This window comes from Variovorax sp. R-27, from assembly GCF_049913215.1.
Taxonomy (GTDB): Bacteria; Pseudomonadota; Gammaproteobacteria; order Burkholderiales; family Burkholderiaceae_C; genus Variovorax.
Genome location: NZ_CP183984.1, coordinates 4,783,021 through 4,806,697, shown reverse-complemented (window position 1 = coordinate 4,806,697; position 23,677 = coordinate 4,783,021). Strand labels below are relative to the sequence as shown.

Below are 23,677 nucleotides of genomic sequence, written 5' to 3'. Positions count from 1 at the left end.
AGAAGATGCAAATTTGTACTAAGACAAAATTAATTTTTGTACTTTCATGAGCGCCTGCGCGACCAGAACCTCCTGACCCGCAGCCTGCAGCTGGCCGCGCATGAACAGCAGGCTCGAGGTGCGGCGCACCAGCTGCGCTCGAGCTTCCACGAGCACGCCGGCTGCTACCGGCGCCAGAAATTGCGTGTCCAGCTGCACCGTCACGCAGGGCATGCGTGAGGCGGCCTCCCAGGCCACGGTGCTGATCGCGTGATCGGTCAAGGTGGCCAGAAGGCCACCGTGCACGACACCCGCCGGGTTCAGATGAGCGTCGGTCGACCAGACGGCGTAGACCCAGCTCGTGCCTTCGCGCCTGGTCCACAGCGGTCCGGCGGTCGACATGAAGGCACCGGCTGTGCGGATGCGACGCCAGCCTGCAGCGGCAAGGTTCTCGAATGGATCGATGGGTTCTTCCATGGCATGAGAGGTGTTCGTTGGAGGATGTCGAAGGTCTTCTTTCTACCGCAACTGAATTCGTGGGTTTGTCTATATACAAAACAGAGTCGTATTTGACAATGAAACATCGTGAGTCGCATAGTTCAGGCATCGCAAGAGGACCTGAACTGATGACCCACCTGACCGACTACACCTCCTTCTCAGACGCACAGTCGCATTGCTCGACGGAGACGCTCTGGGCGCTTTTCGACGGCGACCGGCAGTCGTTCAACATCGCCTACGAGTGCGTCGACCGCCATGCGAGCGAAGGAAAGGTGGCCATCGTGGTGGCGTATGCGAATGGCAGCGAAGAGGTCATCACGTTCAAGGCGCTGTCGCGCCTGTCGAATCGCTTCGCCAATCTGCTGGTGGCGCGTGGCGTCCAGCCCGGCGATCGCGTCGCGGTCATGCTCGAGCCCTCGCTGGCCTTCTACGTGGCGATCTTCGGCGCGATCAAGACGGGCGCGATCGCCGTGCCGCTCTTTACGCTCTTTGGCCCGGACGGCATTCGCCTGCGCGTGGAAGACTGCAAGCCGAAAATTCTCGTGACCAATGCCGAGAAGGCGCCGGTGTCCCAAGGCATCGACGGTGTCGAGGTGCTCGTGGCCGATGGCGGCTTCGTGCAGAGCCTGAGTGCGTTCCCCGACACCTTCGAGGTTCGGACAACGGCCGAGGACTACGCGATATTCCAGTACACGTCCGGCACCACCCGCGAATTGCCGGCGGCCGTCAAGCACAAGCAGCGCGCACTCGTCACGTTGATGCTGGCGGCGCTCTACGGCACCGGCGTCCGGCCCGGTGACCGCTTTTTTTGCCCGTCGTCTCCCGCATGGGGGCATGGGCTCTGGCACGGCACGCTGGCGCCGCTGGCGCTCGGGGTGACCATCGGCGCCTACTCCGGAAAGTTCGATGCGGCACGGCTGCTCAAGGCCCTGCAACACGGCCGCTTCAACAACATTTCGGCCGCGGCAACGCACTTCCGGATGATGCGCAACTCAGGTGCCGCGGACAAATACAAGTACTACCTGGAAAAGGTTTCCTTCACCGGCGAGCCGATGGACAGCGAAACAGAAGATTTCGTCCGCGCCGCTTTCGGGCGGCCCGTGTGCAGCATGTACGGCACCACCGAGATCGGCGTGATTCTCGTGAACTACCCCGGCGCTGCGGATTTCAAGGTGAAGCCCGGTTCGCTCGGCAAGCCCATCCCCGGAGGGCGGGTCGATGTTCAGGACCCGGAAGGCAAGACATGTGCACCGGGTGTCGTGGGCGAACTCAAGATCTGGCGCAACGACGCCTGGGTGCCCACCAAGGACCTGGGCAAGGTCGACCAGGACGGCTACTTCTTTCACGCTGGCCGGGCCGACGACGTGATCATCTCCGCGGGCTGGACCATGAGCGCGGTGGAGATCGAAGACGCGGTGCTCAAACACCCCGACGTGCGCGAGGCCGCTGCGATTGGCGTGGCCGACGAACTCCGGGGCCAGGTGGTGAAGGCCTTTGTCGTCACGGAGCGCGAGGGCAGTGATGCCTTCACCAAGGAAATCCAGGACCTCGTGCGCAGCCGACTGAGCCAGCACGAGTATCCGCGCCACGTGGTCTTCGTGTCGGACCTTCCCAAGACACCCGCCGGCAAGGTGCATCGCAAGGTCCTGCGAGACCGCGAGCGGCAGCCCGCGAGCGTCTGACCCCTTTATTCCCCAACCCTCTTATCTACAACCACCAGGAGACCAACGATGTCTGTGCAAAGCGAAAGAACCTTCCCGAAGATCACCGAGCGCGGCCTGGACGAATTGCGCGAGCGCATCGGCCAGAAGATCGAAAACACCCAGGAGCCATGGTGCTACGAAGCCACGCGCGACAACATTCGCCATTACGCACACGGCATCGGAGACGACAACCCGCTCTGGTGCGATCCGGCCTATGCCGCAAAGACGAGGTACGGCAGCGTCGTGGCACTTCCGAGCTTCCTGTTCTCGACCAGCCGGATCGTGTCGGGCTATGTGGGTGGCCTGCCGGGTGTGCATGCGATGTGGTCGGGCGCCGACTGGACCTGGCACAAGCCCGTACTGCGCAATGATGAGATCCGCACCGAGGCCTACCTCAAGGACCTGGTCGAGCACCAGACGCGTTTCGCGGGCCGCGCGGTCCAGCAGATCTATCACGTCGACTTCTACAACCAGAAGGGCGACAAGGTGTCCGAGGCCGACAGCTGGTGCTTCCGCACCGAGCGCGATCATGCCCGGGAGCAGGGCACGAAGTACAAGGAAGTGCGCGCACGCACGCCCCGGCAGTACTCGCCCGAGGAGATCCAGGAGGCCTTCAAGCTCTATCGCAACGAGGAAGTGCGCGGAACGACCCCGCGCTACTGGGAAGACGTGGTCGAAGGCGAGGCGCTGCCTGTGATGTTCAAGGGCCCGATGACCGTGACCGGCTTCATCGCCTATGCGCAGGGCTGGGGCGGCCTTTATATCCGTGCCAACAAGATGGCCTGGAAGCTGATCGACGCGCATCCCGGCGTGGGCATTACCAATCGCTTCGGCATTCCCGACGTGCCCGAGCGCGTGCATTGGGAAGAAGACTTCGCGCTTGAAGTGGGCGCGCCAGGCGCCTACGACTACGGCCCGGAGCGCACTTCCTGGCTCACGCATCACCTGACGAACTGGATGGGCGACGACGGCTTCCTGCGGAAGGCCAGCTGCAAGATCCGCCGCCACAACCCCGAGGGCGACATGCTGTTCATCAAGGGGCATGTGAAGCGCAAGTACGTCGAGGACGGCAAGCATCTGGTCGAGATCGAGCAGGAAGCGCGCAACCAGGACGATGAGCTCTCCGTGCTCGGTTCCGGCGTGGTTGAATTGCCCAGCCGCGGCTAGTATTTGCGGCCGGAAACAAAAAAAGGCCAACAAGGAAGACAAACGATGCGTGGTGCGCTCAGCGGCATTCGGGTAGTGGATCTGTCGCGCGTGCTGGCGGGGCCGATGTGCTCGCAAATGCTCGCGGATCACGGCGCGCATGTGATCAAGGTGGAGCCGCCCGGTGGTGACGACACCCGCACGCTCGGGCCGCCCTTCGACCGGCACGGTGACGCGTCCTACTTCGGCGCGATAAACCGGGGCAAGCAGTGCATCAGCATCGATCTTTCGAAGCCGCCGGGACGGCGGATCCTCGAACGGTTGCTCGAGGAGGCCGACGTCCTGATCGAGAACTTTCTGCCCGGTACGCTGGAAAAATGGGGAATTTCTTACGAAGGGTGGATCAAGGAGCGCTTCCCGCGCCTCATCCACTGCAGCATCAGCGGCTTTGGCGCAGACGGCCCGCTGGGTGGGCTGCCCGGCTATGACGCGGTGCTGCAGGCGCTGTGCGGACTCATGAGCGTCAATGGCGAACAGGCGAGTGGCCCGACACGGATCGGCGTGCCCATCGTCGACCACCTCACCGCCTACACCGCGCTGTCGGGCATCCTGCTTGCGCTGCAAGGCCGCAACGCCTCGGGCCAAGGGCAGCACGTGGAGGCTACGCTGTTCGATGCGGCGCTGAGCCTGCTGGTCCCGCATGCGGCCAACTACTTTCAATCGCATCAGGAGCCGGGTCTGCTCGGCAGCGCCCATCCCAACATTGCGCCCTACGACCGCTTCACGTGCGGCGATGGCGAGATCTTTCTCGGGATCATGAACCGTGGCCAGTTCGAGCGCTTCTGCGGCGTGGTCGAACGACCTGACCTTGCGGTGGACGAACGCTTCGCCGACAACGCTGGGCGTCTGCAGCATCGGGATGCCCTTCGGGTCGAGATCGAACACGCCATCTGCCACCGCGCGCGCAAGATGCTGTGCGATGCGTTGATGGCGGCGGGGGTGCCCGCGGCGCCGGTGCATTCGGTGTCGGAGGCCTTTGCCCAGCCTCACGCAAAGCATCGCGAGATGGTGGTCGCTCGCGATGACTACAAGGGAATCGGTCTTCCTGTCCGGTTGCACGGCACGCCAGGCTCGCCGGGCGCGAGTCCTCGGCCTTTCAATTCAGACGCCGTCTGCGTCCTGGAATCGCTCGGATTCACCGCGCTCGAGATCGAGCAACTGTTTGCCGACGGCGTCGTGCCCGCGCCGAATACGGCCATTCCCTTTGCTTAGGCTTCGAAGTTCAACGTGAGCCCGGGCGTCGGCCAGTCATCGATGGCAATCAGCCTCCCGCTGCCCGAGAGCGTGACGTAGGCCGTGCGCCGGTCGCGCCCGCCGAAGCAGATGTTGGTGGTGTAGCGGTCGGGCAGCGGCACATGCTCGACGGTGCTGCCATCGGGCGACACGATGCTGATGCCGCCGTGCAGCAGCGTCGCCACGCACAGGTTGCCGAGCGCGTCGACAGCCATCGAATCGAAGCGCTGGTAGTGCCCGCCCGGCGAGGCGCAGAGCATGCGGCCGCCATGCGGCGAGGGCCAGCCGTCCTTGCGAACGCGGCCCGGCGCGGTGATGTCGAAGGCCCAGACGCGGGCGCCCTCGGTCTCGGCGTAGTAGAGCGTGTTGCCGTCCGGCGAAAGGGCGATGCCGTTGGGCGTCATCACCGGCCGGGCGATGGTGCTTGCGGCGCTGCCATCGGCATGGCCGTAGAAGAGGCCACCGCGGTCCATGTCGCGCTCGCGCACCTTGCCCAGGTCGGTGAAGTAGAAGCCGCCCTGTGCGTCGAACACGATGTCGTTGGGGCCGCACAGCGCGCCGCCTTCGACTGTTTCGTACAGGCGCTCGGCGCGGCCGGTGGCGAGGTTCACGCGTTCGATGCGGCCGCCCGAATAGTCTTCGGCTTGGCCGACCGGCCGCAAGCAGCCATCCGCTTCGGTGTGCCACTTGAAGCCACCGTTGTTGCAGACATAGACCGCACCATCGGGCCCGATGGCCGCGCCGTTCGGCCCGCCGCCGAGGTCGGCAACCACTTGCACCAGTCCGTCAGCACGTACGCGGGTGAGCGTGCCACGCGCGATCTCGACCAGCAGCACCGAGCCATCGTCCATGGCGATCGGGCCTTCGGGAAACTGCAGGCCGCTGGCGAGTTCGCGAATGTGCATTGGAGGGCCTCGGTGATTGATCCTCTTACTTTTTCGGATTCTGCATGCGCGCGATGATCTTGGAGGTCTCGTTGCCTTCCTCTCGACCGTCCGCGTAGCGGCGCATGTAATCGAACACCTTGGCTTGCGACACCTTCACCATCTGGCCCGCGTGCAGGTTCGGTACCTCGACCGGTTCGTTCTTCAGCAGGCCTTCGATGGTGTCGCCGTTCCAGCGCGCGACTTCGACCCACATCCATTCGTTGCTGCCGCTACGTGTTGTGAAGGGCGCCTTCACGAGGATGTATTCGCCGGGCTGCAGGCCCTTGGCGAAGGCGTCGCGCAGCTTGGGCAACTGCGCGTTGGCCGCCTTGCTGGCGGCGAGCAGTTCGTCGTTGTGCTTGAGCCGCGTGACGCTGTCTTCGTCAGCACCGAAGACCGAGACCAGCATTGCGGTCTGCTGCGCATAGCGGTCGGGGCCCTTGTAGCGATCGAAGCGGATCTCGTACAGCCGGTTCTGCGGATCGCCGCTTTCCCATGTGCCATTGACCAGCGAGAGCTTGGCCACCGCTGCGGCATTGGGCTTCAGGTGCGTGAGCTGCGGGTCGCGCGCGGCAGCGTGCTTGAGTGCGCGCAGGTCCAGGTCGTACTGGCCGGGCTGCGCCAGCGTGGCGCCTTCGACCATTGCCTGCGAGAACATGTTGACGAGATTGCCCATCGGGCGGTTGCTCGACCACGAGAAATCGCTCACCACCACGTCGGGCAACCCGAACTTCGACATACCGAGCGTGATGGCCCGCACGAGGTCGCCGCTGCGGTAGGCATGAATGGTCGTGTGCTGCGACATGTCGGGCACGCCGCCGGCCCAGGTGTCGATGCGGCGCTTCTGCCATTCGTCGGGCGAAAAGACCTCGCGTGTTTCTTCGTCCCACAGAAGGCCGTTGGTGTCGCGCGCCACCTGCAGTGTGAGCTGCAGGGCTTTCTGCATCGCGGCCGACGACTGCTGCGCCGGGTGCGCGAAATCGATGATGAGTGCCTTGTCCGCGGTCTGCAGGGCTTCGGCTTGCTCGCGCGAGATGCCGCGGCCGAAGCGCTGCAGCATCTCCATGCTCGGCGCGCGGTACTCCTTGAGCACCGTGGTGGTGTTCCAGTTCGCGAAGACCACGGGCTCGGTGGCCGTCGCTGGCGTGGGTGCCGCCTTCAGCAGCTTCGGGCTGCCGCCGAGCTTGGCGAGCCGGCTGCGCAACGCGGCCATCGGGTCGGTAGCCGGGGCCTTGGCGTAGTAGATGGCGAACTGGAAGTGGACCGGGCCGGCCTGCTGCGGCGAGCCTGCAGGCACTGGAGCGCCTGGTACGGCCTTGGCTGCGCTTTGCGCAGTCGCTGGCGCCGCGGTCGGCGTGGCCGCGAAGGCGACGGCACCGGCAGAAGAAAGAATCAGCGCGGCGAGCGCGAGGCGGGGGAAGAAGGCGGTCGTCTTTGGTGAGGGCATGGTCAGGACGTCTTCGTTGCTGCGGATGCCGGCATTCTCCACACGGCCCGGCCTCAGCTTCGCCGGCCCCCCGTCGCGCGAGGCTTGCCCGGCGTGCCCGGCAGCAGGTGGTCGAGCGGCAGCGCCGTTTCCGACTTGATCTCGCGCAGCACGATGCTCGAGCGCACATGCGTTACGCCGGGCAGGCTGAACAGCACCTCGTGCAGGAAGCGCTCGTAGTGCTTCATGTCCGGCACGGTCACGTTCAGGATGTAGTCCGCGGGCCCGGTGGCCGACACGCAGCGAATGATCTGCGGGCTCGCGGCCACGGCTTCCTCGAAGCGCTGCACCATCGCCTCGCTGTGGCGGTCGAGGTTCACCTCGGCCACGGCAGACACGTGCAGGCCCACCAGTTCGGGGTCGACCAGCGCCGTGTAGCCGCGGATGACGCCGGCCGTTTCCATGTCTTTTATGCGCTTCCAGCAGGGCGTGGGCGACAGGCCGATGGTGTCTGAAATCTGCTGCACCGTCTGGCGGCCATCGTGCTGCAGTGCAGAAAGGATCTTGAGGCAATGCTCGTCAAGGGAAAGAGAATCGACGTTCATGGCAAGTTCCGAGAAGATTATTCTTCAAACAAGGGTCTGCGCCAGTGTATTGAAGAAGCACTTCCCTGGTGTGTCGCAGAACAATTCCGGGCATGAACGCCCCACACGACACAGCCGCACTCAGACGGCCCGGCTACCAGCTCTCCGACAACCTCTGGGCCCCTTCGGGCTCGGTCTTCATTACCGGCACGCAGGCGCTGATCCGCGTGCTGGTGATGCAGGGCCGGCGCGACGCGCAGCGCGGCCTGCACACGCAGGGCTTCGTCAGCGGCTACCGCGGCTCGCCGCTGGGCATGGTCGACCAGGCCATCTGGAAGGCCGGCGAGCGCTTCAAGGAAACGGGCATCCGTTTTGTGCCGGCCGTCAACGAGGAGCTGGCGGCCACGCAGGTGCTGGGCACGCAGCGCGTCGAGTCTGATCCCGAGCGCACCGTCGAAGGCGTGTTCGCCATGTGGTACGGCAAGGGGCCGGGCGTGGACCGCGCGGGCGACGCCCTCAAGCACGGCAATGCGTATGGCTCGTCGCCGCACGGCGGCGTGCTGGTGGTGGCGGGCGACGACCACGGCTGCGTGTCGTCGTCGATGCCGCACCAGAGCGACCACGCCTTCATGGCCTGGCGCATGCCGGTGATGCAGCCCTCGTGCGTGGCCGAGTACCTGGAGTTCGGCCTGTACGGCTACGAGCTGTCGCGCTACTCGGGTGCCTGGGTCGGCATGGCGGCGCTGTCTGAAGTGGTCGAAAGCGCCGGCACCGTGGACCTGGACGTGATCAACGAGCGCGTCCAGGCCTGGGAAGACGCCGACACCGTGAGCGCCGCCACCGGCCACCGCGCGCCGCCGGACGGCCTGCATTACCGCTGGCCCGACCTGCCGTCGCTGCGCATCGAATCGCGGCTCGAAGACAAGCTCGCGGCCGTGGCTGCTTTCACCAAGCGCAACAGCATCGATCGAGATGTGATCGTGAGCCCGCACGCAAAGGTGGGCATCGTCACCTGCGGCAAGGCGCATCACGATCTGATGGAGGTGCTGCGCCGGCTCGAACTCTCGCCGGAGCAACTGGCCCGCGCCGGTGTGCGGCTCTACAAGATAGGCCTGAGCTTTCCGGTCGAGCAGACGCGCATCAAGGCTTTTGCGCAGGGGCTCGAAGAGATCCTCATCGTCGAGGAGAAGGGCGCAGTGGTCGAGACGCAGCTGCGCGACATCTTCTACAACGCACCGCCCGATGCGCGGCCTGTGCTCGTGGGCAAGCATGACCGCGACGGCCAGCCGCTGGTGTCGGCGCTCGGCGAGCTGCGCCCATCGCGGCTCATCGAGCTGGTTGCGCACTGGCTGGCCGTGCACTTTCCCGACAACCATGACCTGGGTGACCACCTGCAGCACGTGCGCGACTTCACGCCGCCCGAGCTGCTTGGCAACGCAAGCGATGCGGTCAAGCGCGTGCCGTATTTCTGCGCGGGCTGCCCGCACAACACCAGCACCAAGGTGCCGGAGGGTTCGACGGCGCGTGCCGGCATCGGCTGCCACTTCATGGCCAACTGGATGGACCGCAGCACGGCAGGGCTGATCCAGATGGGCGGGGAGGGCGTCGACTGGATCTCGCACGCGATGTTCACCAAGACGCCGCACGTGTTCCAGAACCTGGGCGACGGCACGTACTACCACTCGGGCTACCTCGCGATCCGGCAGGCCGTGGCGGCCAAGGCAACGCTCACCTACAAGATCCTGTTCAACGACGCGGTGGCGATGACTGGCGGGCAGCCGGTCGATGGCGTCATCAGCGTGGATGCCATCGCGCGGCAGGTCGAATCGGAAGGGGTGCGCAAGGTCGTCGTCGTCAGTGACGAAATCGGCAAGTACGACGACATCAAGGACCGCTTTCCGAAAGGCACCGAGTTTCACGATCGCGCTGCGCTTGACGACGTGCAGCGCCGCCTGCGCGAGATGCCGGGCGTGACGGTGCTCATCTACGAACAGACCTGCGCGGCCGAGAAGCGCCGCCGCCGCAAGAAGGGCGAACTGGCCGACCCGCCCAAGCGCCTGTTCATCAACGAGGCGGTGTGCGAAGGCTGCGGCGACTGCACCGTGCAAAGCAACTGCGTGGCCGTGCTGCCGCACGAGACGTCGATGGGCCGCAAGCGCAAGATCGATCAGACCAGCTGCAACAAGGATTATTCCTGCGCCAAGGGCTTCTGCCCCAGCTTCGTGGGCGTGACGGGCGGCAAGCTGCGCCGCAAGAGCGGCGCGCTGGCGGCCGGGCGCGATGCTTTCCTGCATCGGGTGGCCGCATTGCCGCATCCGGCGGAGCATGTGTGGACCGGCCCCTACGACCTGCTCGTGACCGGCGTGGGCGGGACCGGCGTGGTAACGGTCGGCGCGGTGATCGCCATGGCGGCGCACCTGGAAGCGAAGGCCGCGAGCGTGCTCGACTTCATGGGCTTCGCGCAGAAGGGCGGCTCGGTACTGAGCTTCGTGCGGCTGGCCGATTCGCGCGAGCGGCTCCATCAGGTGCGCATCGACACGCAACAGGCCGATGCGATCCTGGCCTGCGACGTGGTCGTGGGTGCGTCGGCCGATGCGCTGCAGACCGTGCGGCACGGGCGCACGCGCGTGCTGGCGAACATCCACGAGATTCCGGTGGCCGAGTCGCTGCGTAACCCCGATGCGGATCTGCATGTGGATCTGCTGTTGGAGAAGATGCGCTTCGTTGCCGGCGAAGAGCAGGTCGAGACCTTCGATGCGCAAAGTCTGGCGGAAGAGTTCCTGGGCGACACGCTGGCGGCGAACATCGTCGCAACCGGCTACGCATGGCAGCGCGGACTGGTGCCGCTGAGCCTGGAGGCGCTGATGCATGCGATCGAGCTGAACGGCGTGGCGGTGGCGGCCAACCAGTCGGCGTTCTCGCTGGGGCGGCTTGCTGCGGGTGACCCCGCGGCGCTGGATCAATTGCGCGCTGCGCCTGTGGATGCGCAGGCATCAACTGCCGATGAGCGCCCGCTCGAGACGCTGCTCGCCGATGCACGCCGCCATCTGACCGGCTACCAGAACGCCGCATGGGCGGCCTGCTTCGAGACGCGCATCCGCAGCCTGCAGACGCGCGAGGTGGCACTGCCGGGCGGCGATGCGAGCCTGCCTTTCACGCGCAATGCGGCGCGCAGCCTGCTCAAGCTCATGAGCTACAAGGACGAGTACGAGGTCGCGCGCCTGTACACCGATGGCGCGTTCATGCAGAAGCTGAAGGAGCAGTTCGAAGGCGAGTTGAAGCTCGAATTCCACATGGCGCCGCCGCTGGTTTCTCGTGGGGCGCACGGGCAGGCACCTGCCAAGATCCGCATCGGCGGCTGGATGCTGTCTGCGATGCGATGGCTGGCGCTTGGCAAGCGGCTGCGCGGTACGGCTTTCGATCCGTTCGGGCGCACTGGCGAGCGGCGCGCAGAGCGTGAGTTGATCGTGCATTTCGATGGCTTGCTCGAAGCCATGGCTGGCGAGTTGTCGGCCGGCAATCAGGCAACGGCCGCGCGCATTGCTGCGTTGCCGCTGTCGATTCGTGGCTTCGGCCACGTCAAGCTCGCGAACCTCGAAGCCGCGAAGCTGCGGGAGGCTGAGTTGCTGCACCGGTTTGCACCGGCGCGCTATCCGAAACCGGAGCGTGCTGTGGAGGCAGGGCAGATCCGGGGGATTGCGATCGTGGCCGGCGCGCGCTGACCCTGGCTGCTCAGCCGACCGCCTTGATGAGCTTGTCGCGTCCTGCCTTCGCCAGCATGGACGCGACGGCGCAAGAGGCGAGTCGTGCGGGTTCGGAATCGGCGCGGCTCGTGAGGATCACCGGCACCTTCGTGCCCAGCACGATGCCCGCTGCATAGGCGCCACCGAGAAAAGTGAGGCTCTTGGCGAGCATGTTGCCTGCGTCCAGGTCGGGCACGATGAGCACATTGGCGCGGCCCGCTACCGGCGAGGTGATGCCCTTGATGCGCGCGGCCTCGGCGTCGATGGCGTTGTCCATCGCGAGCGGACCGTCGAGCACCGCGCCGGTGATCTGGCCGCGATCGGCCATCTTGCACAGCACTGCCGCATCGAGCGTTGACGGCACCTTGGGGTTGACGGTTTCAGTTGCCGAGAGAACGGCCACGCGCACCGCCGGCATCTGCAGCGCATGCGCGAGATCGATGGCGTTCTGCACGATGTCGACCTTCTCTTCGAGCGTGGGCGCGATGTTGATGGCCGCGTCCGAAATGATCAGCGGCTGCGCGTGGCCGGGTATGTCCATCACGAAGCAATGACTGATGCGGCGCGAGGTGCGCAGGCCGCCTTCGCGGCGCACGACTGCGCCCATCAGTTCGTCGGTGTGAAGGCTGCCCTTCATCAATGCATCGACCTCGCCGCGCAGTGCCATCGCGACGGCGGCATCGGCTGCGGCGTGGCTGTGCGGTGCATCGACGATGGCTATGCCAGAGATGTCGGCGCCGATCTCGCGCGCCGCGGCTTCGATCTTTGTGCGCGGGCCGACCAGCGTAGGAGCGATGAGGCCCAGTGCCGCAGAGGAGAGTGCTGCTTCGAGCGACACAGCGTTGGCGGGGTGGACCACTGCAACGCGCAACGGAGGCAGGTTGCGCGCGGCTGCGATCAGGCGGTCGTAGTGCGGATGGGCTGCGAGGGTCGAAGACGCCATGCGGGCTCCTGGAGGTGAAGGGGAGGGGGTGCGTTGCCGCAACGGTACTTGAAAAAAAGTTGATCGAGGTAGTTGACGATTGTGTAAAGACTATTTACAGTCCAAACCCAGTCAACGCCAACAGGACACACATCGTGAAAGCCGCACAGATCCGCATCTACAGCACTTGCCCCGCATCGGGCAATGTGTTCGTGCGCGTCGCATCGCATGCCGGCCTCAGCTTTGGTCTGCTGCCGTCGTTGCAGCAGCTCGATCAGTCCCCGTATTCCATGCAGAAGCCGCAGACCAATCTGTGGTCGTGCGATTACGAGGATCAGGTGCAACCGGGTGGAGGAAGCGCATAGGCGCAGACCTCCCAAGCTCTCTCGAAAAGAGGCCCGGAAACCGCAAGGTTCCGGGCCTCTTTGTTTTTCTTCTCACCCATTTCTCAAGCAGTGATCGTGCTGCATGACACCGGGCTTCGGCCTCGTGAACGCTCTTTAAAAATTCGCAAGCATCGAGGCGAGACCGGCCACTGGAACGGATCGTCGCCTCACACATTTTTCATTCAGCCCTGGTGACGCAATTGGTAGACGTGTCCGCCTTAGAAGCGGAATTCTGGGAGTTCGAGTCTCCCCTGGGGCACCAAATTTTCTCTGGGTGTAGTGTCAATCTGGTAGACGGCCTGCCTTGGAAGCAGGAGGCTGCAGGTTCAAATCCTGCCACTCAGACCATCTCTTTTTCTTCGTCTTTTCTTCCACGCGTGTGTAGCTCAACTGGCAGAGCACTGGACTCCAAACCCAACGGTTGAAGGTTCGACTCCTTCCGCGCGCGCCATTCCTTACCGGCCCTTCGCCTAGTGGTCCAAGGTACCGGGTTTTGATCCCGGCATCCAAGGTTCGAATCCTTGAGGGTCTGCCAGCTCTTCTTTCTCTTTCGTTCCGCTAACTCAGTGGCCAGAGTGCCTCCCTGTCCAGGAGGAAGCCAGGGGTTCGACTCCCCTGCGGAACGCCATACTCGATCGAACGCAAACGCCAAAGGAGCAGCGAAGCATGAAACCCGAAGTCCAACCGAAAAAGATCGTCGTGCTCTCTGGCTCCGGTGTGAGTGCCGAAAGCGGCCTGCCCACGTTCCGCGATGCCAAGGGCCTGTGGAACACCTACTCGTGGCAGGAGCTCGCAAGCCCTGAAGGCTGGCGAAAGCACCCCGAGGCGGTGCTGGCCTTCTACAACGAGCGGCGAGCGAAGGCGTGGCAGGCGCAGCCGAACGCCGCGCACCTTGCCATTGCGTCGCTCGAGTCGGCGTATGAAGTCGTGATCGTCACGCAGAACGTCGATGCACTGCACGAGCGTGCGGGTTCAAGCAACGTGCTGCACGTGCACGGGCAACTCGCGTATGCGCGCGGCACGTCGGAGCCTGAACCCAGGCGCTATCGCATCGACGGCGAACCCATTGCCATGGGCCAGTTGTGCGAGGACGGCACGCAACTGCGGCCTGACATCGTGTGGTTCGGCGAAGCGGTACAGCACTTCGACGAAGCTGAGTTGCATGTGGCCACCGCGGCGCGCGTGCTGGTGGTGGGTACGTCGCTCACTGTCAACCCCGCCGCATCGCTTGTGCGGTACGCGGATCGCTCTGCGCAGAAAGTGCTGGTTGCGCTCGACATGGAAGACGTGCCGCACGGATTCACCTTCCTGCAAGGCAAGGCCACCGACGTGGTTCCGGCCTTGGTGGCAAGGTGGCTCCACGAGGCGAGAGCCGGCACGTGATTGCTCGGTAGCGCTGCTCCAACCCAAGCCCGTCATCGTGTCGATGACGGGCTTTTTTATTGATCTTTCTTGTTCGAATCGATCAGCGCATCGTGCAGGCAGTGTCTGTAGTTCTTTCTCCGCATGCCGTTTGGCACTGGTTGTGCGCAGGTGCCTCGCTTAAGGTACGTGCCTTGCGAACCCGATGTAGCGCGGACCGCCAACACCTCTCAGACCCTTTGGCTCATTGCATCTTCGAGAGATGGGGCGGTTTAAAACTTATTGTTTTGTTTCGGACGTTTTCTGAAGAAATAGACAAAAAAGATCCGTGCAACAGATCGATAAAGCAGGAAAAGTTTGTTAAAAATCGGGCCTTCCGTTGCGTACTTGTTTCGATTTGATCGAATGGAAAGTGGGCACGAATGGATTCGAAGGCGCGATGTAATGCGAAAGCGTTGCGCCTGAAAGATGGGGCGACCCCCGCTGTGTCACCAGCGCTGGCGCCATCCGGTTGCGATTCGCTGCCGTCCTCCTGCAACTGGAGGGCGGCTGGTTCCACGGTGTCCTCGATGGGCACGCAATTTCTGAGGGAGTTGATCTCATGGCAGTAGACATGTTCATGCGCGTTGAAGGCGCGAACGGCGAATCGAAGGACTCGAACCACAAGGAGTGGACGGACATCAAGTCGTTTGCGTGGGGAGCAACGCAGCCTGGAAACATGGTCAGCGGCGGCGGCGGCGGGGTTGGCAAGGCCAGCTTCAACGACCTGCAGGTGCTCGCGCGCATCGACAAGGCGGCGCCTTCGGTGCTCAAGAACTGCGCCAGCGGCAAGCACCTGAGCAAGGTGGAAGTGTCGGTGTGCAAGGCCGGCGGTTCGCAGATCGAATACACCCGCGTCACGCTCGAAGAAGTGCTGGTCACCTCGGTGCAGTACACGGCCGAGCAGGGTTCGGACGCCGTGTTCGTGCAGTACGCCTTCCAGGCCGCGAAGGTGAAGCAGCAGTACTGGGAACAGACCGACAAGGGCGGCAAGGGCGCCGAGACGGTGCTGGGCTGGAACATCAAGGAAAACAAGGAAGCATGAGTTCCCTTTGCCGGGCGCGTTGCACGCTTCTGCGGCACGCGCCGGGCTCGCATTGACCAGGGAGCCTTCCAGGAATGACCCGCAGCTTCATCGCCCACAGCGTGTTGGGCGAGCGCCTGAAGTTCCGCTCGATGACGGGACAGGAGCGCATCTCCGCACTGTTCGAGCATCGCGTGCGGCTCATCAGCGACATGCCCAACATCCAGCCCAAGCGCATGCTGGGGGAGGACATGAGCATCGAGGTGAACCTCGCCACGGAACTCGGCGGCGCCGGCAAGCGCTTCCTGAGTGGACAGGTCACGCGCTTTGCCTACGTGGGCAAGGACGACGGCGACATGTGCGTGTACGAGGCCACGCTGCGCCCCTGGCTGTGGTACGCCACGCGTCGCTCCGACTTCAAGATCTTCCAGTTCAAGACGGCACCGCAGATCCTGCAGGAGGTGCTCGCGCCCTACGGCTATGCCATCGACGCGCGCCTGAGCGGCAACTACCGCACCTGGGACTACTGCGTGCAGTACTCGGAGAGCGACTTCAACTTCGTCAGCCGGCTCATGGAGCAGGAGGGCATCTACTACTTCTTCTCGCACGCGCAGGGCAGCCATCAGCTGGTGCTGTGCGACGGCGCGGATTCGCACGCCCCTCTGCCCAGCGGTCCGGTGAAGGTGCCGTACCACGCGGGGGTGCTGGCCGCGCAGATCCTCGAGCAGGACTTCATCGACAGCTGGAGCCATTCGGAAGACATCGCTTCGGGCAACTTCGCCGCTGACGACTACGACTTCAAGAAGCCCAACGCCGAGATCGACACAGTGCGCCAGCAGCCGGCCGGCCACAGCCGCGACGACTTCGAGATCTACGACTGGCCCGGCGGCTACACCGAGCTGGGTGACGGCGAGAACTATGCACGCCTGCGGCTGGAGCAGCTCGCCGGGCGCCGCGAACTGGTGAGCGCCGAAGGCAACCTGCGCCACATGGCACCGGGCTACCTGTTCGAGCTGGCGCGCCATCCGAACGCCGAGGACAACCGCCGTTACCTGATCGAGGCCGTGACATACGACTTCCAGGAGAACGCGCTGCGCGTGGTCGGCGCGGCGGACGCGGCCTACAGCGAATCGACCAGCAGCACCAGCTATCGCCAGACCTTCGAGGTGCTCCCCGACAGCGCACCCTATCGCCCCGCGCGCGTCACGCCCAGGCCGCGCACCACCGGGCCGCAGACCGCTGTGGTGGTGGGCCCCGCGGGCGAAGAGATTCACACCGATGAGTACGGCCGCATCAAGGTGCAGTTTCATTGGGACCGCTATGGCCGGCGCGACGAGAACTCGTCGTGCTGGATCCGTGTGTCGCAGACCTGGGCTGGCAGCAACTACGGCGCCATGCACATCCCGCGTATCGGACAGGAGGTGATCGTCGACTTTCTCAACGGCGACCCTGACTATCCGATCGTCACCGGCTGTGTCTACAACGCCGCGCAGATGCCGCCGTGGGAGCTGCCGCGCCACAAGACGCAGACCGGCTTCCAGACGAACTGGAGTAAGGGCGGCGGCGGCAAGCACATGCTGCGCTTCGAAGACAGCCGCGGCACCGAGCACATCGAGCTGTCGACCGACCACGGCAACACCCACCTGCACATGGGCTACCTGATGAACCAGGGCTCGGGCGTGCAGCGCAGCTATGGCTTCGAGCTGCGCACCAACGAGTGGGGCTCCATCCGCGCGGACAAGGGCCTGCTGTTGACCACCTACACGCAGGACTACGCGCAACGCGTCTCGCGCGACAACCCCGACGGCCACGAGCACATGGGCGCCACGCTGGCGCAGAGCAATGCGCTGATGCAGGCGTCGGGCCAGGCCATCGCGGCCACCAAGGCGCTGGTCGGGTCGATGGCTCAGGGCAAGAACCAGACGCTGATGGGCCTGGTGCAGGGTGTGCAGGCCGCGGGCGGCGTTTCGCAGGCCGTGGCGGCGCTGGCCGCGGGCGGCACGCCGGAAGCCGGCGTCTCGGACAACCCCGACCCCGCCATGGCCGACGCGCAGCAGATGCTCGACCTCTCGCGCAAGATCGACAAGCCCGTGGTCTCCATCGTCAGCCCCGAGGGGCAGACCATGATCAGTCCCAAGCCTATCGTCGTGAGCTCGGGGCAGAGCGTGTCGATGCGCGCCACTTCGGCCATGACGCTGACCACCGGCGCGCAGCTCACGCAGCTCGTTACCGGCGGCATGCTCACGCAGGTGAGCGAGGGCGGGCAGGTCAACGTGGTATCGGGCGGCGACATCGTCTCGCACGCCAGCGCGGGCGCCGTCAACCTGGTGTCGAAGACCGACGCCTCCATGACCTCCACCGAGAGCAACGCCAACATCACCGGCCGCAAGTCGGTCGTGATCCAGGCGGCCGACCAGGACGTGTTCGTTACCGGCAAGACCAGCATCTCGCTGATCTGCGGCAAGTCGTCCATCGTGCTGCTGGCCGACGGCACGGTGAACATCAACGGCGTGAAGGGCCTCGTCAACTTCACGGGCGAGCTCGACCAGCGCGGCAGCAAGATCTTCTTGAACTGCGATGCGCCCATCGGCAGCCAGAGCGAGGAAGCCGTGGTGGAAGACGGCGTGCCCCTGACGCCCGCGGCCGCTGCCACGTCGGCAGAGGCATCGGAGCGTGCTGTGCCCGCAGCCGCGCCGCCGGGCTACGTCACCACCGGCCTCGGCAAAGGTGTCGACGCCATCGCGGCGAGGTCGCCCACGCTGCAGAGGCAGATCAAGTTCCTGCAGGGCGAGAAATGGAATGTCAGCTATGGCCCTGCGGGCGGGGGCTCGTATGCCAACACCAATCCGGGTGTCAGGAAGATCGTGATCGACGGCGACTACGCGAGCGACCCGTACAAGACCGCCGCCTCGCTGTCGCACGAGGTCGGGCACGCGGTCTATTCATACCGCTTCAAGCCCGATATTTCCTCGAAGACCGCGTTCGTCAACAGCATGCTCAGCTCCGAGGGCGAGGCCGCACTGAACCAGATCCAGGTGCAGCGTGAAGTCTGGCGCGCGGCCAAGGTCGACATCCTCCAGGGCGCGAACCCCGCGAACGTGGAGGCTTTCAACGAGGCCTACAACGGCATGGTGAAGGGTGGTACCCGGGAGGCCGCAAGAGCCGCGGCCGGCAAGTACTACGGCACGCTCACCACATCGACCACCGGCGAGCAGTACACGCAGTACTACGGCAACTCCTACGACAAGAAATATGCCGGCAAGCACTGAATCCATGAACCGGCAAGCCACGACCATGACGCTCTGGCAGGCCGTCGATGCGCTGGCGGCGCAGTTGCCGTTCTCCACGCAGAAGGTCGGCCGCACGCTGTCGACCACCTTGAGCGACATGCATGCCGCGGGCGGCGACGCGTTCCGGTTCTTCGAAGGTACGCCGGTGCGCCTGGCGGATGGCACTGAGCTTGCGCGCATCGACCTGCGCATCAAGCGCGAAGACGCGAGCCAGGGCTTCCTGGTGCTGGAGCTGAAGGGGCGCTGCGTGCCGATGGCCGAAGTGCGCCAGCACTACGCCGCACTGGAACTCATCGACGTGCCGCGCGGCCGTTCGCTCGACGAAGCGAGCACCTTCACGGCCACGCTCGGCTGGGGCCGGCTGTCGTTCGGCTTCACCGAGCGCAACCCCGACTGCCTGGCCTTCGTGGCTTTCGACCCCGCATAGAACAAACCCGGAAGAAAGCAGCCTGATGAAGTACCACATCCAGGAAGGCCAGTTCGACGTGCCGGACGATGGGCGCATCGATCGCTCGATGAACGTGCTGGCCATGCCCGATGGCTCCGGCACCACGCTCATCGTGAGCCGCGATGCGCTGCGCGCGCAGGAGAGCCTGGCGCAGTTCGTCACGCGGCAGATGAATGACCTGACGCGCCAGGTGAGCCAGCTGAAGGAGGTGTCGCGCACCGACATCGCCGTGGGGCCCGCCATTGCGAGCGTGCGCGCCATCGAGCTCGCCACGCAGTTCAAGCAGAACGGACAGGCGCTGCACCAGCGCCAGGCCGTGTTTCTCTTGCCGCAGGACGCCACCGGCAAGGCCGTGCTCATCCTCACGGCCAGCAGCCCCGTGCCGTTCGACACAGAGGCGCTCGCGCTGTGGCGGCGCACGCTCGAGAGCTTTCAGCCCAGGGCCTGACACCTTGAAGGCCACGACGACCCATGGCCGGTAAACCCGCCGCCCGGCTGCACGACCCCATTGCCCACACCAACGCGCACGCGCGCTTCTGGGCCAAGTTCGCGGGCGGGCTGATCGGCGGCATCGCCGTTGGCTTCGCGGTGGGCGTGGCGGCGGCCGCCGTGGTCGGCACCGGGGGGCTTGCGGGGCCGCTGGTGGCGGGCGCTGTGGTGGTGGGCGCGCGCATGGTCGGCGGGTACGTCGGCGCGAGCCTGGGCGAGTCGATTGCCGATGCGCTGGTGCCCGAGACCCTCACCGTGACCGGCATGATCACCAGCGGCTCGTCGGACGTGTTCATCGACAGCAAGGCCATAGGCGCGGCGCGCGCCTCGCCCGAGATGCCGATGGACACCGTGAGCTGCAAGAAAGACTCGCCGCAGATCCTTCTTGCCGAGGGCGCGGAGACCGTGTTCGTCAACATGGGCGTGGCCTCGCGCAAGGACGACCACACCGAGTGCGGCGCCAAGGTGAGCGAAGGCTCGCCAACCGTCTTCATCGGTGGGCCGACCGCACGCGTGCGCGAGGTGGCCGACGAGGTGCCGCTCATCTCGAAGGTGCTGGTGACCATCTTCAACGTGGTCATGATCTACCGCGGCCTGCGCTGCCTGCCCAAGCTCGCGCGCCAGGGCAAGAACGCGCTGCCTTGCCTGATCGAAGGCGCGGTGGGGCTGGGCATGGGCATCCACGGCCTGGTCAGCTCCTTCGGCAACCCGGTGCATGCGGCCACGGGCGGAAAGTTTCTGGGCAGCGAGAGCGAGCTCGACTTCAGCTTGCCCGGCCCGCTGCCCATTGCGTGGCAGCGCTTCTACAGCAGCCACGACCTCCGCCGCGACGGCGCGCTTGGGCAGGGCTGGAGCCTGCCCTATGCGATGGAGCTGCGGCTGGGCAATGACCCCGCCGGACGGCCCACCGTGACGCTCATCGATGAGCAGGGCCGGCCGATGGTGCTGCCAGACATCGAGCCCGGTACTCGGCAATACAGCCTGCGCGACGGCCTGGACCTGTGCCGCTCCGAAGGCGGCCACTACTTCGTTCACGTGCCGGGCGGGCTGTTCTTCATGTTCGGGCCACCGTCCGCCGAACTGCCGCGCACGCAGACGCTGAAGCTCGCGCGGCTCGAGGACCGCAACGGCAACTTCATCGACCTGCGCCACGATGTGCTGGGCCGGCTGAGCGAGCTGACCGACAGCACCGGGCGCCTGCTTGCGCTCGACTACGCGGGCGAGAGCCGCCGGCTGGGGGCAGTGCGCCTGGCTGCCGGTGCGCCCGGCGAGCTGCCGGGCTTGCTGGTGGCGTACAGGCACGACGCCGAAGGCCGCCTGCTCGACGTGACCGACCGCAACGGCGTAGTGGTGCGCCGCTTCGGCTACGACGCCCAGGGCCTCATGAGCTTCCACGCCGACGCGGCGGGGCTGGAGTGCCGCTACGAGTGGCGCGGCTCGGCCGGCGACGCGCACGTGGCCCGCCACTGGACAAACGACGGAGAGAGCTACACCGTGCGCCGCATGACGCCCCCCGCGGACGATGCGCTGGCGCTGGGTGAAACCCTGGTCATCGACCAGCTCGGCCGCGAATTCGCCTGGCACTGGAACGCCGACCACCAGGTCACCGACTACATCGACGCGGCCGGCCGCCAATGGCATGCGCAGTACAACGAGCTGCGCCAGCTCGTTGCCATCACCGAGCCGGGCGGCGCCACCACGCGCTGCACCTACGACCCCATGGGGTTCATGAGCAGCCGAACCGATGCGCTGGGCCGCACGCAGAGCACAGGCTGGACCGAGTTCGGCGAGCGCTGGCGCGAAACCCTTGCAGACGGCAGCACCTGGACCTATGCCTATAGCGACCAGGGCAACCTGGTGCGCGAGACCGACCCGCTGGGCCACACCTCCGAGTACGCCTACGACAGGCGAGGCCTGCCCATCGTCGTTACCGACGGCAAGGGCGGCACCAACCGCATGGCCTGGAACGAGTGCGCGCAACTGCTCTCCCTGACCGACTGCTCCGGCAAGACCACGCGCTACGCCTACGATGGCTGGGGCCACCTGCAGGCTGTGATCGACGCCGCGAATCAGCGCACTCGATTGACGCACGACGCCATGGGTCGGCTGCTGTCGATGTCGCTGCCCGACCAGAGCCATCAGTCGTTCCGCCGCGACGCGGCCGGCCGCATCGTGGCCGCCACCGATGCGCTGAGCCGCAGCACGCAATTCGCACTCGGCCTGCGTGGCCAGCCGCTGACGCGGCAGGACGCCGAGGGGCGCCGCATCGCGTGGCATTACGACAGCGCCCAGCGCCTGCAGTCGCTCGTCAACGAGAACGGCCTGCACTTCGAGTTCGTGCGCGACGCCGCCGACCGCGTGGTGGAAGAGCGCCGCGTGGGCGGCACGCGTGTGCAGGTGGAATACGACGCCAACGGCTGGCCGGTGTGCATCACCCATGTGCCCGGCATCGGCGACGAAGACCTCGCGCTGCACGACGGCATCGGGCAACGGCCTGCCGCGAGCCGGCCCTTGCGCACCGAACTGCTGCGCGACGCCGCGGGCCGCCTCATCGGGAAGCGCACCCAGAGCCACCACTATCGCTACAGCTACGACCAGCTCGATCGGCTGACCGAGGCGGTCAAGCTGGAGGCGCCGCAACCCGGCACCGGCGGCGAAGCGCGCACGCTGCACCGCACCGTTTTCGCCTACGACAAGCTCGGCCGGCTGATCGAAGAAACCGCCATCGACGAGCTCACCGGCGAGACGCACACCCTGCACCACGCGCACGACGAACTGGGCAACCGCACGCAGACCGTGTTGCCCGCCATCGCGTCGCAGCCGGGTGTGCAGCGTGTGCTGAACTACCTGTACTACGGCTCCGGCCACCTGCACCAGATCAACCTGTCGCAGCAGCGCGGTGATGCACCCGCGGTGCACCAACTGATCAGCGACATCGAGCGCGACGACCTGCACCGCGAAGTGGCGCGCAGCCAGGGCGCGCTGCACACCCGCTTTGCGCTCGATCCGCTGGGCCGACGTGCCGCATCGTGGTGTCGGGCTGGCGGGCTGGACACAGCCTTCACCACGCAAGACCCGAGCTGGCGCCAGGCCATCGACAGCGCCGGCACGCCCGGGGCCCACCTGCTCGACGGGTTGATGAAGGAATACAGCTACGACCCCGTGGGCGAGCTGCGGCAGAGCCGGCATTCGCTGCAGGGCACGACAGGGCACCGGTACGACGCCACCGGGCGCATCGAGGAGACCTTGCGCAGCGCGGCTGCCAACAGCGAACGCTTCGCCTACGACCCCGCGGGCAACCTGCTCGATGCATCATCGACCGCGCCCGGCTATGTGCGCGACAACCTCGTGCGCGTGTTCGAGGACAAGCGCTACAGCTACGACGGCCACGGACGGCTGGTGCGCAAGAGGGCGGGCAGGCATACCGAGCAGCGCTTCGAGTGGGACGACGAAAGCCGGCTCATGGCCGTGCACACCACGCGCCGCCCGGGCACGCCCGAAGCCACCACGCAGCTCACGCGCTTCGACTACGACGCCATGGGGCGGCGCGTGGCGAAGCACGATGCATTCGGCAGCACGCGGTTCGTCTGGGAGGGGATGCGGCTGATCGAGGAGCGCAGGGGCTCGCAGGTGGTGAACTACGTGTACGAGCCCGAAAGCCACGTACCAGTCGCGCGGCTTGACGCGAAGGCCGAGCCCGCCTCGGCATCGACCACGGCGCAGGTCTTTCACTTTCACAACGACACCGCCGGCCTGCCGGAAGAACTGAGCAACAACGAAGGCCAACTGTGCTGGCGCGCGAGCTACAGGATATGGGGCGCGACCGTTACCGAGCAGTGGGAGGTCACGGCCCTGAATGGCCGCGCTGTTGCATCGACCGGCACGGTGCCCCAGGCCATCGAGCAGAACCTGCGCTTCCAGGGCCAGTACCTGGACCGGGACACGGGGCTGCACTACAACACCTTCCGGTTCTATGACCCGGACATTGGGCGGTTCATCAGCCCTGACCCGATCGGGCTTGCGGGCGGCGACAACCTGCATAGCTACTCGCCCAACCCCATCCGGTGGATCGACCCGCTGGGTTGGATCTGCGGCGAGACGCTTGCACGGCCGGTCGGCTTCAACAGGGGCAGCCGCAACTTCACGCTGGAGCAGGGCAATGCCACCTCGGGCTGGAAGCACATCTACGACCGACACGTCGATCCGGTGCGGTTCCCCAACAAGTCGAAGTTCAACTCCAGCATGAGCCAGGGAGAGATTTCCTCGCTGCTGGGCAAGACGCTCAAGCACGGCAAGGAGTCGAGCTACGAGGGGAAGGCCGTGTTCGAGTCCCGGCTGAAGTACGACGGACAATACAAACGCTATCGCGCCACCGTCAACGAAGACGGAACCGTTCGAACCTTCCACCCGCTGGACTGA

Annotated in this window: 17 protein-coding genes and 5 tRNA genes; 16 read left to right on the top strand and 6 right to left on the bottom strand. The window is 65.5% G+C overall.

The window, feature by feature from the left end:
- Positions 1–18 precede the first annotated feature (18 nt).
- Positions 19–456, bottom strand: a complete 438-nt coding sequence (locus ACN9MV_RS22610; protein WP_256329669.1) for a PaaI family thioesterase — start codon at positions 454–456, stop codon at positions 19–21.
- A 149-nt stretch (positions 457–605) separates the two neighbouring features.
- On the opposite strand from ACN9MV_RS22610, the gene ACN9MV_RS22605 reads away from it, so the two are divergent.
- The 3 genes from ACN9MV_RS22605 to ACN9MV_RS22595 are packed head-to-tail and all read left to right on the top strand — an operon-like array spanning position 606 to position 4,598.
- On the top strand, positions 606–2,159 hold the full coding sequence (locus tag ACN9MV_RS22605; protein WP_426389560.1) for an acyl-CoA synthetase: 1,554 nt from the start codon (positions 606–608) through the stop codon (positions 2,157–2,159).
- Between the two features lie 48 nt (positions 2,160–2,207).
- Positions 2,208–3,347: an FAS1-like dehydratase domain-containing protein gene (locus ACN9MV_RS22600; protein WP_426389558.1), complete on the top strand. Its 1,140-nt coding sequence runs from the start codon at positions 2,208–2,210 to the stop codon at positions 3,345–3,347.
- Between the two features lie 45 nt (positions 3,348–3,392).
- Entirely contained in the window at positions 3,393–4,598 is a 1,206-nt protein-coding gene (locus ACN9MV_RS22595; protein WP_426389556.1) for a CaiB/BaiF CoA transferase family protein, read from the top strand.
- Here ACN9MV_RS22595 and ACN9MV_RS22590 read toward each other — a convergent pair.
- Genes ACN9MV_RS22590 through ACN9MV_RS22580 form a run of 3 tightly spaced genes read right to left on the bottom strand, consistent with a single transcriptional unit; the run spans position 4,595 to position 7,576 of the window.
- Positions 4,595–5,524 (bottom strand): SMP-30/gluconolactonase/LRE family protein, encoded by a 930-nt coding sequence (locus ACN9MV_RS22590; RefSeq protein ID WP_426389554.1) that lies wholly within the window; start codon positions 5,522–5,524, stop codon positions 4,595–4,597. The genes ACN9MV_RS22595 and ACN9MV_RS22590 overlap by 4 nt on opposite strands.
- Positions 5,525–5,549: 25 nt before the next feature.
- Entirely contained in the window at positions 5,550–6,992 is a 1,443-nt protein-coding gene (locus tag ACN9MV_RS22585) for a DUF2314 domain-containing protein (RefSeq protein WP_426389552.1), read from the bottom strand.
- A 53-nt stretch (positions 6,993–7,045) separates the two neighbouring features.
- On the bottom strand, positions 7,046–7,576 hold the full coding sequence (locus ACN9MV_RS22580; protein WP_093059524.1) for an Lrp/AsnC family transcriptional regulator: 531 nt from the start codon (positions 7,574–7,576) through the stop codon (positions 7,046–7,048).
- Between the two features lie 92 nt (positions 7,577–7,668).
- On the opposite strand from ACN9MV_RS22580, the gene ACN9MV_RS22575 reads away from it, so the two are divergent.
- Positions 7,669–11,277, top strand: coding sequence for an indolepyruvate ferredoxin oxidoreductase family protein (locus ACN9MV_RS22575; protein WP_426389550.1), 3,609 nt, complete (start codon positions 7,669–7,671; stop codon positions 11,275–11,277).
- A 10-nt stretch (positions 11,278–11,287) separates the two neighbouring features.
- Here the strand turns inward: ACN9MV_RS22575 and ACN9MV_RS22570 are convergent, their stop codons facing one another.
- Positions 11,288–12,241 (bottom strand): phosphate acetyltransferase, encoded by a 954-nt coding sequence (locus ACN9MV_RS22570; RefSeq protein ID WP_093082132.1) that lies wholly within the window; start codon positions 12,239–12,241, stop codon positions 11,288–11,290.
- Between the two features lie 134 nt (positions 12,242–12,375).
- Between ACN9MV_RS22570 and ACN9MV_RS22565 the strand changes: the two genes are divergently transcribed.
- The 7 genes from ACN9MV_RS22565 to ACN9MV_RS22535 all read left to right on the top strand — a co-directional run bounded on the left by ACN9MV_RS22565 (position 12,376) and on the right by ACN9MV_RS22535 (position 13,989).
- Positions 12,376–12,585 carry a hypothetical protein gene (locus ACN9MV_RS22565; RefSeq protein ID WP_093179973.1) on the top strand — a complete coding sequence of 70 codons (210 nt, stop codon included), beginning with the start codon at positions 12,376–12,378 and terminating at the stop codon, positions 12,583–12,585.
- Between the two features lie 206 nt (positions 12,586–12,791).
- A tRNA-Leu gene (locus ACN9MV_RS22560) sits at positions 12,792–12,868 on the top strand.
- 8 nt (positions 12,869–12,876) lie between these two features.
- A tRNA-Pro gene (locus ACN9MV_RS22555) sits at positions 12,877–12,954 on the top strand.
- 27 nt (positions 12,955–12,981) lie between these two features.
- Positions 12,982–13,057 (top strand) — tRNA-Trp (locus tag ACN9MV_RS22550).
- 8 nt (positions 13,058–13,065) lie between these two features.
- Positions 13,066–13,141, top strand: a tRNA-Gln gene (locus ACN9MV_RS22545).
- Between the two features lie 17 nt (positions 13,142–13,158).
- Positions 13,159–13,234, top strand: a tRNA-Asp gene (locus ACN9MV_RS22540).
- Positions 13,235–13,272: 38 nt separating this feature from the next.
- The gene (locus ACN9MV_RS22535; RefSeq protein WP_093082137.1) at positions 13,273–13,989 is read left to right on the top strand and encodes an SIR2 family NAD-dependent protein deacylase; all 717 of its coding nucleotides are present in this window, start codon (positions 13,273–13,275) and stop codon (positions 13,987–13,989) included.
- A 223-nt stretch (positions 13,990–14,212) separates the two neighbouring features.
- Here the strand turns inward: ACN9MV_RS22535 and ACN9MV_RS22530 are convergent, their stop codons facing one another.
- Complete coding sequence (locus tag ACN9MV_RS22530) at positions 14,213–14,527, bottom strand: hypothetical protein (protein WP_426389548.1); 315 nt, start codon at positions 14,525–14,527, stop codon at positions 14,213–14,215.
- 42 nt (positions 14,528–14,569) lie between these two features.
- On the opposite strand from ACN9MV_RS22530, the gene ACN9MV_RS22525 reads away from it, so the two are divergent.
- From ACN9MV_RS22525 to ACN9MV_RS22505, 5 genes are all read left to right on the top strand, one after another.
- Entirely contained in the window at positions 14,570–15,052 is a 483-nt protein-coding gene (locus ACN9MV_RS22525) for an Hcp family type VI secretion system effector (protein ID WP_097198611.1), read from the top strand.
- Positions 15,053–15,126: 74 nt separating this feature from the next.
- The gene (locus tag ACN9MV_RS22520; RefSeq protein ID WP_426389546.1) at positions 15,127–18,300 is read left to right on the top strand and encodes a type VI secretion system Vgr family protein; all 3,174 of its coding nucleotides are present in this window, start codon (positions 15,127–15,129) and stop codon (positions 18,298–18,300) included.
- Between the two features lie 4 nt (positions 18,301–18,304).
- Positions 18,305–18,748: a hypothetical protein gene (locus tag ACN9MV_RS22515; protein WP_426389544.1), complete on the top strand. Its 444-nt coding sequence runs from the start codon at positions 18,305–18,307 to the stop codon at positions 18,746–18,748.
- Between the two features lie 25 nt (positions 18,749–18,773).
- On the top strand, positions 18,774–19,217 hold the full coding sequence (locus ACN9MV_RS22510) for a DcrB-related protein (protein WP_426389542.1): 444 nt from the start codon (positions 18,774–18,776) through the stop codon (positions 19,215–19,217).
- Positions 19,218–19,240: 23 nt separating this feature from the next.
- The gene (locus ACN9MV_RS22505; RefSeq protein ID WP_426389540.1) at positions 19,241–23,677 is read left to right on the top strand and encodes an RHS repeat-associated core domain-containing protein; all 4,437 of its coding nucleotides are present in this window, start codon (positions 19,241–19,243) and stop codon (positions 23,675–23,677) included.

Bases quoted from the DNA above. Each gene is read 5' to 3' on its own strand.
- ACN9MV_RS22600 (WP_426389558.1), top strand. From the start codon at position 2,208: ATGTCTGTGCAAAGCGAAAGAACCTTCCCGAAGATCACCGAGCGCGGC.
- ACN9MV_RS22520 (WP_426389546.1), top strand. From the start codon at position 15,127: ATGACCCGCAGCTTCATCGCCCACAGCGTGTTGGGCGAGCGCCTGAAG.
- ACN9MV_RS22590 (WP_426389554.1), bottom strand. From the start codon at position 5,524: ATGCACATTCGCGAACTCGCCAGCGGCCTGCAGTTTCCCGAAGGCCCG.
- ACN9MV_RS22610 (WP_256329669.1), bottom strand. From the start codon at position 456: ATGGAAGAACCCATCGATCCATTCGAGAACCTTGCCGCTGCAGGCTGG.
- ACN9MV_RS22585 (WP_426389552.1), bottom strand. From the start codon at position 6,992: ATGCCCTCACCAAAGACGACCGCCTTCTTCCCCCGCCTCGCGCTCGCC.
- ACN9MV_RS22605 (WP_426389560.1), top strand. From the start codon at position 606: ATGACCCACCTGACCGACTACACCTCCTTCTCAGACGCACAGTCGCAT.
- ACN9MV_RS22515 (WP_426389544.1), top strand. From the start codon at position 18,305: ATGAACCGGCAAGCCACGACCATGACGCTCTGGCAGGCCGTCGATGCG.
- ACN9MV_RS22595 (WP_426389556.1), top strand. From the start codon at position 3,393: ATGCGTGGTGCGCTCAGCGGCATTCGGGTAGTGGATCTGTCGCGCGTG.
- ACN9MV_RS22510 (WP_426389542.1), top strand. From the start codon at position 18,774: ATGAAGTACCACATCCAGGAAGGCCAGTTCGACGTGCCGGACGATGGG.
- ACN9MV_RS22575 (WP_426389550.1), top strand. From the start codon at position 7,669: ATGAACGCCCCACACGACACAGCCGCACTCAGACGGCCCGGCTACCAG.
- ACN9MV_RS22525 (WP_097198611.1), top strand. From the start codon at position 14,570: ATGGCAGTAGACATGTTCATGCGCGTTGAAGGCGCGAACGGCGAATCG.
- ACN9MV_RS22580 (WP_093059524.1), bottom strand. From the start codon at position 7,576: ATGAACGTCGATTCTCTTTCCCTTGACGAGCATTGCCTCAAGATCCTT.
- ACN9MV_RS22570 (WP_093082132.1), bottom strand. From the start codon at position 12,241: ATGGCGTCTTCGACCCTCGCAGCCCATCCGCACTACGACCGCCTGATC.
- ACN9MV_RS22535 (WP_093082137.1), top strand. From the start codon at position 13,273: ATGAAACCCGAAGTCCAACCGAAAAAGATCGTCGTGCTCTCTGGCTCC.
- ACN9MV_RS22505 (WP_426389540.1), top strand. From the start codon at position 19,241: ATGGCCGGTAAACCCGCCGCCCGGCTGCACGACCCCATTGCCCACACC.